Genomic DNA, 12,733 nt, shown 5'->3' with positions numbered 1-12,733 from the left:
ACTCCTCCATTCCAACAGATTCACCAGCCAAAAACAACAGATCTATAGCATTACCAAAGCCACCATCGACCCAGATTCGCAGCAAGCGAGGCAAGCGGGGACGCTCTTGCTCAACCTGAGAGAGCAATTGCTTTGCACCTTGCCGCTCTGAGTATTCGCCGCCACGACCTTGACGGCAATCAGCAATCCGAGCGTATCGACTAAGGTAAAGCGTTTGCGTCCTTTGGTCTTTTTGCCAGCATCGTAGTCCACGTCCTGATGCACCATCACAGCACTCGCCACCGTTTGCGAATCGAGACTCGCTGCACTCGGACTGGGAAGACGGTCTTCGCCCACTCTAACCCATTGCACTAACTGGTCATGAATCCGTTTCCAACTGCCATCGGTGCGCCATTGGCGAAAGTAGTAGTAGACCGTGGAATAGGGCGGGTACTCGTGCGGCAACAGTCGCCAAGCGCCGCCACTGACGAGGACATACAGAATCGCTTGCACCACCAACATCAGATTCACACTCCGAGGTCTGCCAGCTTTAGCAGCAGGAAGGAGCAGTGATTGGAACAATTCGTACTGTTCAACCCTGAGTTCGGTCGGATACGCTAAAGTCATTGCTGCTTGGGGGCTGTTGAGGTTTGATTATCTTTCAGCCTAAACTCCAGGAGGTTTCTTGAATTACGAGTATCACAAGCTACTTCCTAAACATCCTCTTAAGGTTTTGACGCTTGCTTTATTTGACTTGGGAACCAGATAAGAGGATTGTATATGTTGAGAAAATATACCAGGCGATTGCTACTGCAGAATGAATGCAGTGGATTGCAGGATACGAGCATGACATTATCGGGAGAGACTTCAAATGAATGCCCTACCTGGAGTCGCTATCAAACACAAAATCTATGAAAGCTCAGCGTCTTTAGTATATCGGGGGATTAGAGAGGCAGATGGTCAAGCGATCGTCATCAAACTGCTCAAACAAGACTACCCTTCTCCCCAGGAATTAACGCGCTACAGGCAGGAATATGCCATTACCCGGTCCTTGGATGTAGAAGGCGTAATCAGAGCATACAGCCAACAGGACTATCAGCGCACGCTCGTCATTCTTCTAGAAGATTTGGGGGGAGAGTCCCTAGAGTATTGGATGCAGCAGCGCCCAGAGGCTTTCTGCCCCATGCCTGTATCTACTTTTCTTCCTCTTGCCATTCATCTCAGCAAAATTTTGGGCAGAATCCATGCTGCTAACATCATTCACAAAGATATTAATCCTGGCAACATCGTCCTCAATCCAAATACGGGCGTTGTTAAAATCATCGACTTTGGGATTGCAACTCGCTTCAGTCGCACCAATCCTACGTTCAAAAGTCCCCATGTATTAGAAGGCACCCTCGCTTATCTCTCTCCAGAGCAGACCGGGCGAATGAATCGATCGATCGATTACCGTAGCGATTTTTACTCGCTCGGAGTAACGTTCTATGAATTGCTCACCGGGCAAGTGCCGTTTCCGACAACGGATGTTCTTGAACTCGTCCACTGTCATCTTGCCAAACCCCCCATATCCCCGTGTGAATTGGATCCTAAGATTCCCAAGCCAGTTTCAGACATTATCTTGAAACTGATGGCGAAGAATGCCGAGAATCGCTACCAAAGTGCTTGGGGCATCAAAGCGGATTTAGAGGATTGTGCTTATCAACTAGAAACAAGGGGTCAAATTAATTCCTTTCAACTAGGTCTGCAAGATGTTTGGGATCAATTTCAGATTCCACAAAAACTGTATGGTCGGGAGGAGGAGATTTCAGAATTATTAGACGCGTTTGAGAGAGTAGCAGGGGGAGATGCGGAGAGAGACCATATCCCCGCATCCTCGTATCTTGGTGTACCGACATCTTGTGAAATGATGTTAGTCTCCGGCTATGCTGGCGTGGGCAAATCAGCGTTAGTACAAGAACTTTACAAACCGATTACAGCAAGGCGCGGGTATTTTACCTCAGGTAAGTTTGATCAGTTGCAGCGCAACATCCCCTACAGTGCAATTGTAGATGCCTTACGAAAACTGGTGCAGCAACTGCTGGGTGAACCGGATCAGCAAGTGCAACAGTGGCGATCGCGCCTTTTAGATGCTTTAGGAAGTAACGGGCAACTCATCATTGATGTCATCCCTGAAGTTGAGTTAATTACTGGCAAGCTGCCCCCCGTCTCGGAAGTTGGAGCAACGGAAGCGCAAAATCGCTTTAATCGATCTTTTCAGCAGTTTATTCGGGTGTTTTGTGCTGAAGATCATCCACTTGTCATCTTCCTGGATGATTTGCAGTGGATTGACTCCGCCACCATTCAGTTAATCGAGCTAATGTTGCTCGATGAGCAAACCCAATCGCTGTTTCTAATTGGAGCCTATCGAAATAATGAAGTGAGTCCAACGCATCCATTTGCACTAGCGCTGGAGAGACTGCGGCAACAAGAAGCTGTAGTTGAGGAGATTGTCCTGGCACCCTTAATCTTAGAACCGTTGGCTCAGCTAATTGCCGAGACGTTGCATCAGGATACTAATACTGTTCGTATCCTGGCTGAATTAGTGTTACGTAAAACCGGGGGCAATCCCTTCTTTGTGGGTGAATTTTTGCAATTGTTATACAGTGAAAATTTGCTGAGCTTTAATACGGAACATTTAAGCTGGCAGTGGAACACTGCTCAAATTGAGGCTCAGAATATCACCGACAATGTAGTGGAGTTGCTGCTTCTCAAGTTGAAAAAACTGCCAGAAAACACTCAGCAGCTTCTTCAATTAGCCGCTTGCATCGGAGCTGAATTTGATTTGGAGACGTTAGCGATTAGCGCAGAGCGCAACTCTGAAAGAACCGTCTTTAAGCAATCGCCTAAAACAGTTTTTCAGGATTTGTTAGCAGCCATCCAAGCTGGACTCATTCAACCCCTCTCTGAGTTAGACGAGAACTTGTTAGTTCAAGAGTATAAGTTCTTGCACGATCGCGTCCAGCAAGCTGCCTATGCTCTCATTGATGAGTCGCAGAAACAAGGGGTACATCTGCAAATCGGTCGCAATTTACTCGAAAAGACTTTGCCAGAGCAGCGAGCAGAGCGGTTGTTTGAAATTGTTGACCATCTGAATTATGGAATCGAGTTAATCACTGAGCAATCCGGACGGAATGAGAGTGCCAAACTGAATTTGCAAGCAGGTCAGAAAGCGCTAGCAGCGACGGCTTATGAAGCAGCTTTCCAGTATTTCGATGCAGGGCTTAAACTCCTTGATGTAGAGAGTTGGCAGCGTGAGTATGACCTGACTTTGGCGTTACATTCAGAGGCAACAGAGGCAGCATACCTCAGTGGTCACTTTGACGAAATGGAGCGGCTTGTAGAAGAAGTGCTCAACCGTGCGAAGACGGTGCTCGATAAAGTGAAAGCTTACGATAGCAGAATTCAAGCATGGCTGGCGCGGGGAAACCCTAAAGAAGCCCTTAAAACTGGTTTAGAAGTGCTGCAACTCTTGGGAATTAGTTTAGTAGAAGCTCCAAGTCAGTTAGATGTTCAAGCAGGATTAGAGGAAACCGCTTCACGATTGGCTGGGCGGGAAATCGAAGATTTGATTGATCTGCCAGAGATGACTGAACCTGTGCCACTGGCAGCAATCTACATTTTAGTCAGCACAGTGGGAGCGGCTTTTAATGTGTCACCCCCTCTGATGGTGCTGATTGTTTGCAAGATGGTGAATTTATCGATTGCTCATGGAAACGCTATCTGGTCGCTGCTCGGTTATGCTGCCTATGGCATGATGCTCTGTGGAGTTGTACAAGACCTTGAACTGGGCTATCGATTTGGCAAACTATCCTTAAATTTAGCGAAAAGATTAAATAACAAGAGAGGTAACTGCAAAGCATTGCTGATGGTGAATTTCCATATCATTCACTGGAAAGCCCACCTTAAAGAGACGTTCCCTGCTTTGGCGGATGCTTATCAAAGCGGGATAGAAAGTGGAGAGTTTGAATTTGCGGGTTATTGTGCATTCAGCCTCTGTTATTGCCCCTTTTTTGCAGGACAAGAACTGACAGAACTGGAACAACAAACAGCAGTTTATCGTAAAGCTGCCAGTCAAATTAGACGAGAGACTCCTGCCACTTGGCTGGCAATGTTGCAACAAACGATCCTGAACCTGCGAGGTCAATCTGAAAATCCCAGTCGCTTAGTGGGTTGTCTCTACGACGAAGAGCAAGCACTATCACAGGCGATCGCGGTCAGGGATGGAACTAGCCTTCACTACTTTTACTTAAATAAGCTGATTTTATGCTACCTGTTCGGAGATTATGAGCAAGCTGCAAAAACGGCTATTTTGTCAGAACAATATTTAAGCGCAGCTACAGCATTAGTCTCTGTACCTCCATTTCATTTCTATGACTCCCTCATATTTTTGAGCTTGTTTGCGGATGCTTCAAACTCTGAAAAAGCAGCTTGGTTAAACCGCGTTAATGCCAACCAGGAGAAGATGCAGAAATGGGCACACCACGCCCCCATGAATTTTTTGCATAAATTTCAGTTAGTTGAGGCAGAGAAAGCGCGAGTTTTGGGTCAGTTGTTTGAGGCAGAGGAGTTTTACGAACAAGCCATTGAAGGTGCTAAAGAAAACGAGTATCTTCAAGAAGAAGCATTAGGATACGAGTTAGCTGCCAAACATTACTTGGCTCGTGGTCGAGAAAGGTTTGCTCAGCTCTATATGAAGGAAGCCCATTACTGCTATAAGCGGTGGGGAGCAACCGCAAAAGTCAAAGATTTAGAGACTCGCTATCCACAGTTTTTTCCTCAGTCATCGAATGTGGCTCCCACACCAGTTCGCACCACGGCTGGAACGACTTCCAACACCTCACAGGTTGCTTTCGATTTAGCAGCGGTAATGAAAGCATCTCAAGCAATTTCAAGTGAGATTGAGCTAGAGCAGTTACTTCATTCTTTAATGCAGATCCTAATTGAAACTGCTGGGGCACAAACTGGATGTCTGCTTTTAGAAAATGCAGGTAAGTGGACGATTGAGGCAGCTTGCGAACTTCGTGATGGGGAAAACGTTTGTGCTACACAAGTGCTGCAATCGACTCCGATGGCGAATCGTTTACCTGAATCCATTGTTCAATATGTCATTCGGACTTATGAGCCAATCATCTTAAATGATGCAATTCGCGAAGGTAATTTTATCAATGATCCCTATATTCGACACCATCAAACTCAATCGGTCTTGTGTTTGCCACTACTGAATCAAAGCAAGCTTGTTGCTGTGTTGTATTTAGAGAATCAGTTGGCAACGGGGGTATTTACACCGGAGCGATCGCAACTTCTAAATCTACTATCTACTCAGGCAGCAATTGCGATCGAAAATGCCAAACTTTACTCAAAGCTCCGCGCCAGCGAAAGTCAGATGGCTCAATTTCTAGAAGCGATTCCAGTAGGAATTGGCATCATCGATGCAGCAGGTCGTCCCTGTTACGCTAATCAGCGAGGCATTCAACTGATGGGTAAAGGGATTGATCCTTCCATGCCACCCGATCAAATCGCAGAGGTTTATCAAATCTATGTGATGGGAACGGATCAAATCTATCCGACTGAGAGACTGCCAATTATCCGAGCCTTGAATGGCGAACGCACCACCGTAGACAACATGGAAATTCACCAAAACAATGCAACAGTTCCAGTTGAGGTATGGGGTACGCCAGTCTTTGATGAACAGGGCAATGTGGCTTACGCGCTAGCAGCCTTTCAAGACATCACTGAGCGTAAACAAGTCGAGCAGCTATTAGCTAATTACAACCGCATCTTAGAGCAAGAGGTTGCAGAACGAACAGAGGCTTTGCAGCATAGCGAAGCCGCACTGCGCCATCGGGAACGGGAACTACGGTTAATCACCAACGCCCTACCGGCTCTAGTCGGCTATGTAAATGTCGATCGATGCTATCAATTTATCAACCGTACCTATGAGGTCTGGTTCAACCGTAGCCGTGATGAAATTTTGGGCAACCCTGTTCGTCAACTTCTAGGTGAGACGATCTACCAACGGATTGAGCCGTACATTAATCAGGTGTTTGAAGGACAAACTGTATCCCTGGAAGCAGAGATCCCTTTTCCGATTGGTAAACGGTACATCAGCGCCATCTTGATCCCTGATTTTGATGCCAATGCTCAAGTGAGAGGATTCTACAGTCTCATCACAGACATTAGCGATCGTAGACGCGCCGAACAAGCCTCAATTCTGGAAGAACGCAACCGCATGGCAAGAGAAATTCACGATACATTAGCGCAGTCTTTTACAGGCATTTTGCTCCATGTCGGATCTGCAACACAAATGCTGGTAGATGATTCGGGATCTGCTCAGATATATCTGGAAAGGCTGGAAAGGATTGATGAATTAGCTCGAACCGGACTTGCTGAAGCTCGTCGTTCAGTGATAGCACTTCGTCCCCAACTGCTAGAAGAGAGTACTTTACAGAGTGCGCTGCATCACCTCGCAACTCAAATGCGGTCAACGACTAACACCACTTTGATCTACGAAAGCAAGGGTATAGTTTACTCTCTTCCAACTGAAGTGGAAAATCACTTGCTACGGATTGGACAGGAAGCTTTAACAAACGCCATCAAATACGCCAATGCTAGTAAAATTCTGGTTGAGCTAGTGTATGACGATGCTCAATGTCTTCTGCGTATTAAAGATAATGGACAGGGCTTTGAGGTTGGGAGCATTTCGTCCCTTGGTGGCTTTGGTTTGTTGGGAATGAGCGAGCGAGCGGAACGAATTGATGCACACCTAGCGATTCAAAGCCAACCTGGGCAAGGAACAGAAATTATTGTTATTGTCAACCGGGAGTGAAAATCACCATGAGTCAATCCACTAAAATTCGGGTTCTGATTGTTGATGATCACTCCCTTGTTACAGAAGGATTGGCAAACATCATTAACTACAATCCAGAAATGACAGTGGTTGCTCAAGCGGAGAACGGGCAACAGGCGATCGACCTGTATCGTGAGCACCAGCCTGATATCACCCTCATGGATTTACGAATGCCGAAAATGGGAGGGGTTGAAGCCATTACTGCGATTTGTGCTGAATTTAAGTCAGCGCGAATTATTGTGCTAACAACCTATGATGGCGATGAAGATATTTATCGAGGATTGCGAGCAGGTGCTCAGGGCTATCTGCTTAAAGATGCAAAACCAGATGAACTTTTGAATGTAATCCGCATCGTTCATAGTGGTCAGCAGTATGTTTCTCCGACCGTGGCAAGAAAACTGGTAGAACGGACGAACAACCCAGTACTCAGTGAACGAGAGCTAGAAGTGCTCCGTTTAATGGCGCGGGGATTGAGTAATCAAGACATTGGAACTGCTCTAAATATTGGTGAAAGCACTGTTAAATCACACGTGACTCACATTTTGAGCAAGCTTGGAGTTAGCGATCGCACGCAAGCCGTCATTGTTGCTGTTAAACGTGGGCTTGTTAGTTTATAGATTTGACTTCGGTTCAGAATTAGATTCGGACTTTAGTCGGAGAAAAACTACTGCTTTTGATGGATTACTTCATCCATCCTTATATTGTGCAAAATTATGGACTTTCAGTGGACGACTTGTAGGAACCAATTACCTATATTGAATTCATGCAAACGCTAACAGCAATTTAGTTGCAGAGTTTAAGTTTGCTCTACACGGTCCGGAAAATGGTTGATGAGCGCGAGTATCATTCCTTATTTGTCCCACCTTCAATTCGGGATCACACTCAAGGTATGTTAAGTGCCGCTGTTGTACTCGTTATGTATGGTGATTATGAATGTTTTCAGAGCGCAAACGCCTATCGGTTGATTAAAGCTGCTCAACAACAGTTAAGCCCTTCTTTTGAGGAAAATGATGTGTGTTTTATCTTCCGCCATTTTCCCCAAGTACAAATTTATCCTCATGCTCAACGGGCAGCAGAAGCAGCGGAAGCGGCGGCAGTTCAAGGTCAGTTTTGGCAAATGCATGAGATGCTGTTGACCCATCAGCAAGCGTTGGAAAATGCCTATTTAGTGGAGTACGCCAATCGTTTAAGACTCAATATTCCTCTATTTTTACAAGGATTATCCAAAGGAGCCTATGTGAATCGTATTAATACAGACATTAAAAGTGGACAACAAAGTGGAGTAGAAGCCGCACCAGCTTTGTTTATAAATAGAATTCGCTATCGCAATTTCTGGAGCATTGAGCATTTGATGAAAGCTGTTATTGCTACACGTAATTAAAACGCCGAAAACTGATTCACACAAACGGAGATTTTCAATGCTTTACATCACTGTTGGTAATGATTAAGTTGCGTTTTAACTTAAAGAACTTGAGTGATCTAAATTGAGCGATTACACCGCAGGGGAACTGCTTCGCATCGCAGAAGAATGACAAGTAACCAATCTGAATATCAAATTTACTAACTCAAAGGAGATCAAGATGAGTAGCAATCAAGTAACCAGTCAAACCATGAAACTCGAAGTTGTGGTATTGCCCGTCTCCGATGTTGATCGTTCCAAGGACTTCTATAAAACGTTGGGGTGGCGACTGGATGCCGATTTTGTCACCGATGAGAACTTCCGGGTGGTGCAATTGACTCCTCCTGGCTCAGAGTGCTCCATCATCTTTGGTAAAGGAATTTCGTCAGCTACGCCAGGTTCAGTTCAGGGTCTGTACCTGATCGTTTATGACATCGAGGCAGCCCGCGCCGAACTCGTCGATCGGGGTGGCGAGGTGAGTGAAGTGTTTCACGACGTCGGCGGGATCTTCCCCCACGCTGGAACCGAAGGACGGGTATCGGGTCCCGATCCAGAACGTCGCGACTATGGCTCCTATGCCTCGTTTAATGATCCAGATGGCAATGGTTGGGTGCTTCAGGAGATAAAAGTGCGGAAGCCCGGACGGTAACAGGACATCGATCGCTTAAGGACACAAGCGAAGTTCACGACAGAGATGATGACAAGGAAATAGGTGGAGAAGTAAAAGAGTGGAGGAGCTACCCCCTTGTAATGCTGTACTAGCCAATAAGTTTTGGAGGATTTACAGATGAAGATTTTTGTTGCCGGAGCAACAGGGGCGATCGGTCGCCCAGTACTCAACCAATTACTTGCCAAAGGACACAACGTTGTCGCGCTGACCCGCTCGCAAGAAAGAGCACAGTCATTAGCGGCACAGGGAATCGAACCAGCGATCGCAGATGTATTCGACCCAGATTCAGTTAAAGCAGCGATCGCCCACGCTCAACCGGAGGTGGTGATTGAACAACTCACCGCTCTACCCAAGACTTATAGTCGGGAATCAATGAGTGCGGCAGGTCCTCTGAATACGCGCATTCGGTTAGAAGGGGGAGCCAATGTGCTGGCAGCTGCACAGGCAGCAGGAGTGCGCCGTTACCTGAGACAGTCGGTCGCCTTCTGGGGAATTCCCGGTGCTGGATTGGCAGATGAGGCAACACCGTTATCGCTTGATGCTTCCCCCGCTGTTGCCGCCGATGCTCGCCTCGTCACTGAGATTGAACGTCGTTTATTGGAATCCAATCTCGAAGGAATTGCCTTACGCTATGGTTTCTTCTATGGACCCGGCACCTGGTTCAACCCGGATGGTGATGTAGCGCAACAGGTGCGGCAGCAACAGTTTCCAATTGTGGGAAATGGTGATGGTGTATGGTCGTGGTTACACATTGAGGATGCAGCGATCGCCACTGTTGCAGCAGCAGAGCAGGGCAATCCTGGTGTTTATCTGATTGTGGATGATCAGCCTTTAGCAGTGCGCGACTGGCTGCCTGCGTTTGCTCGATCGCTGAATGCTCCACCCCCGCCACCGGTATCGGTTGAGGATGCTCTCAAAATGGAGGGTGGTGCGGACAGTGTTTACTACCAGACTCAGATGCGAGGCGCATCGAATGCCAAGGCAAAACGCAAACTGAATTTTCAGCCGCGATTATTGGAATGGGTGGTTGAGACTGCTGTAACTCATGCTAGTTAACCCGTTGAACAATTCAGCCCTCAGAGAAGGCAATATGAATTCCTCTCAACGGTTTTAGCTGGATGGCTCAAAACCCAACAACCATAGACTCATCATGTGAAAACTCGAAAAGTAGGAGAAATTCATGATCGCTGCCAAAATTCTCGCTTTTGCCGGGAGCGCTCGCCACGATTCCATCAACAAAAAACTGGTGAAAATTGCCGTTGAGGGAGCAAAAGCCGCAGGTGCGGAAGTGACCTACCTGGATTTCCGCGATTTGCCTTTACCGCTCTATGATGGGGATTTGGAGGAGGCTGAGGGACTGCCAGAGAATGCCCTTAAGCTCAAGGCCCTAATGAAAGCGCATCAGGGATTCCTCATTGCCTGCCCAGAGTACAACAGTTCGATCACCCCACTGCTAAAAAATGCAATCGATTGGGCATCACGTTCTGAACCAGGCGAACCTCCATTGGAGTGTTTCGCAGACAAGGTTGCGGTGTTAATGAGTGCGTCCCCTGGAACGTTGGGAGGCTTACGAGGATTAGTTCATGTTCGTTCCATTCTTGGCAACATTGGGGTTTTGGTGTTGCCAGCTCAGCAGGCAATTAGCAACGCGTATCAAGCGTTTGATGAGAATGGCAATTTGAAGGATGAAGCTCAACAGACAAGTATCCTGCAACTTGGTAGCAAACTTGCAACGGTGACTGCCAAACACAATCCCCCTATCTAATTATCAGAGGTGTTGTCATGAAAATTGTTGTCATTGGTGGCAGTGGGCTAATTGGTAAGAAGCTTGTGAGCAAGCTACAGGATCGCGGACATGAAGCGATCGCGGCGTCTCCTTCTTCAGGTGTCAACGCTGTTACAGGTGAGGGACTGACTGAGGCGTTAGCGGGTACTCAAGTTGTTGTTGATGTGACGAATTCACCTTCCTTTGAGGATGCGGCGGTGTTAGAGTTCTTCGAGAAGTCATCCCGGAACCTGCTGGCAGCGGAGGCAGACGCGGGTGTGGCTCATCACGTTGTAGTATCGATCGTGGGTGCCGATCGCATCCCGGATAGCGGCTATATGCGTGCGAAAGTTGCTCAGGAAAAGTTGATCCAGTCCGCAGCAATCCCCTATACGATCGTCCGCGCTACGCAGTTCTTTGAGTTCATCGAGACGATCATCGCTCAATTCCCCAGCGATGAACAAACAGTTCACTTGCCCCCTGCCTTTATCCAGCCCATCCTGTCGGAGGACGTTGTTGACGCGCTGGTCGATATCACACTAGGAGTGCCAGTCAACGGCACTATCGATTTAGCGGGTCCAGATCGGTTCCATTTTGAGGAAATTATCTGCCAATTCCTGAATGCAACTCACGACTCACGTCAGGTGGTTGTAGACAGTCACGCCCGTTACTTTGGTGCAGCGTTGAACGATCAGCTCGTTCCGCAGGGCAACTCGCGCATCGGTTCGACACACTTTGAGGACTGGCTCAACCGCTCGATTGCTTAAAGATCAGCAATGAGAATTCAATGCTGACATCGGTTGAATTGGGAATACAAAGCCCAACATCCCACAACTGCTGAGTTTTGCAACGCTCAACTCAACCTATACAGGTCTAAGCCGCGCTCGGCTTGATTCAGATAAGAGTACGTCAGACGGATTTATATTCACCAATTCGTGTTTGCGTTTGCATTCACGCAAGGAGAACAGAAGTGTTAACTAGATTTTTCCATAGAGTTGCATTTGTGACTCTCTCCTTATTCATGGCACTCTGCATATTCGTAACTCCCCCCGTATTTGCAGCTTCAGCCGATTTGTTGGGTGAAAAGGTAACGTTGGTCTTCGATCGTGCCCTTCCCAATGTGCCCGGCAAGAGCATGAAAGTCCAGATGGTTGAATATGCGCCAGGTGTCTCATCGCTCGCTCACACCCATGCCGCCTCAGCTTTCATCTATGCAACAGTTCTAGAGGGTGCAATTCGGAGTAAGGTCAATGATAATCCAGAGCAGGTGTATCACGCTGGTGAGAACTTCACTGAACTACCTGGCGACCATCATCGTGTCAGCGCCAATGCCAGTGATACTGAACCCGCACGCCTGCTAGCAGTGCTTGTCGTCGATACCAGTGAACAGAACCTGGTCATAAACGACAAAGAGTGAGACGCAAAATTGCAAGAATTTTTACGACTGGGGGCGGTATAACGCCTTATCTAAGGGAGCGTGGCATGATGTCGTCAATTGAGGAAGTGACAAAGACAATTAACCTAATCATTGCGCCTGTCGTCACGATCACGACTTGTGCCATCGTGGTAAATGGCTTGATTATCCGGTACGGTTCTCTCGGCGATCGCCTACGCACCGTTAGCCAGGGACTGAGCGACTTGCAGGAGTCCGATCTGGCTCACAATCGGAACAAAGCTCAGAGGGTACAAGAACTTGAATGCCTGCTGAGGGATCTGCTGAGGCACCATCATTTTGTGCATGATGCCCTTGTTCTTACTTATACTTCCATCCTAGTCTTTATGGTGGATATGCTGGTCATTGCCATAGCAGTTGCCACTAATATCAGTTGGTTAGCACAGATGGCACTGATAGTCTTTCTTAGTGGAGTTGCCGTTTTATTTGGGGGAATGGTTCTGATTGCCTACGAGCTTCGCACATCTCACTATTCCATTCAATTAGAGGTGCATCGTACTTGTCGCCTGTGCCGCCACCAACACACCAAACTGGTAGGAAATTGAATATTTAGTTCTGACAATTTCAGTGAATCGGGATGA

The 12,733-nt window shown here is 47.3% G+C and carries 10 protein-coding genes; 9 read left to right on the top strand and 1 reads right to left on the bottom strand.

Features of this window, described 5'->3' with window-relative positions:
• Positions 1-42: 42 nt before the first annotated feature.
• Positions 43-606 (bottom strand): IS5 family transposase, encoded by a 564-nt coding sequence (locus AC5JLB_RS00500; RefSeq protein ID WP_495871897.1) that lies wholly within the window; start codon positions 604-606, stop codon positions 43-45.
• 244 nt (positions 607-850) lie between these two features.
• On the opposite strand from AC5JLB_RS00500, the gene AC5JLB_RS00495 reads away from it, so the two are divergent.
• The 9 genes from AC5JLB_RS00495 (at position 851) to AC5JLB_RS00455 (ending at position 12,697) form a co-directional block, all read left to right on the top strand.
• Positions 851-6,844: an AAA family ATPase gene (locus AC5JLB_RS00495; RefSeq protein ID WP_495871896.1), complete on the top strand. Its 5,994-nt coding sequence runs from the start codon at positions 851-853 to the stop codon at positions 6,842-6,844.
• A gap of 8 nt (positions 6,845-6,852) precedes the next feature.
• Positions 6,853-7,482, top strand: a complete 630-nt coding sequence (locus tag AC5JLB_RS00490; RefSeq protein WP_495871895.1) for a response regulator — start codon at positions 6,853-6,855, stop codon at positions 7,480-7,482.
• A 206-nt stretch (positions 7,483-7,688) separates the two neighbouring features.
• Entirely contained in the window at positions 7,689-8,246 is a 558-nt protein-coding gene (locus AC5JLB_RS00485; RefSeq protein ID WP_495871894.1) for a DsbA family protein, read from the top strand.
• Between the two features lie 199 nt (positions 8,247-8,445).
• Positions 8,446-8,913: a VOC family protein gene (locus tag AC5JLB_RS00480; protein ID WP_495871893.1), complete on the top strand. Its 468-nt coding sequence runs from the start codon at positions 8,446-8,448 to the stop codon at positions 8,911-8,913.
• A gap of 138 nt (positions 8,914-9,051) precedes the next feature.
• Positions 9,052-9,990 carry an NAD-dependent epimerase/dehydratase family protein gene (locus tag AC5JLB_RS00475; protein WP_495871892.1) on the top strand — a complete coding sequence of 313 codons (939 nt, stop codon included), beginning with the start codon at positions 9,052-9,054 and terminating at the stop codon, positions 9,988-9,990.
• Positions 9,991-10,114: 124 nt separating this feature from the next.
• Positions 10,115-10,699 carry an NADPH-dependent FMN reductase gene (locus tag AC5JLB_RS00470; protein ID WP_495871891.1) on the top strand — a complete coding sequence of 195 codons (585 nt, stop codon included), beginning with the start codon at positions 10,115-10,117 and terminating at the stop codon, positions 10,697-10,699.
• 17 nt (positions 10,700-10,716) lie between these two features.
• Positions 10,717-11,466 carry an SDR family oxidoreductase gene (locus AC5JLB_RS00465; protein ID WP_495871890.1) on the top strand — a complete coding sequence of 250 codons (750 nt, stop codon included), beginning with the start codon at positions 10,717-10,719 and terminating at the stop codon, positions 11,464-11,466.
• 236 nt (positions 11,467-11,702) lie between these two features.
• Positions 11,703-12,116, top strand: coding sequence for a cupin domain-containing protein (locus tag AC5JLB_RS00460; RefSeq protein ID WP_495871889.1), 414 nt, complete (start codon positions 11,703-11,705; stop codon positions 12,114-12,116).
• Positions 12,117-12,181: 65 nt separating this feature from the next.
• Entirely contained in the window at positions 12,182-12,697 is a 516-nt protein-coding gene (locus AC5JLB_RS00455; RefSeq protein WP_495871888.1) for a DUF2721 domain-containing protein, read from the top strand.
• Positions 12,698-12,733: the final 36 nt, after the last annotated feature.

This window comes from Myxacorys chilensis (genome assembly GCF_059505265.1).
Note: the sequence above shows the minus strand (reverse complement) of the source record. Positions and strands in the feature narration are given on the sequence as shown.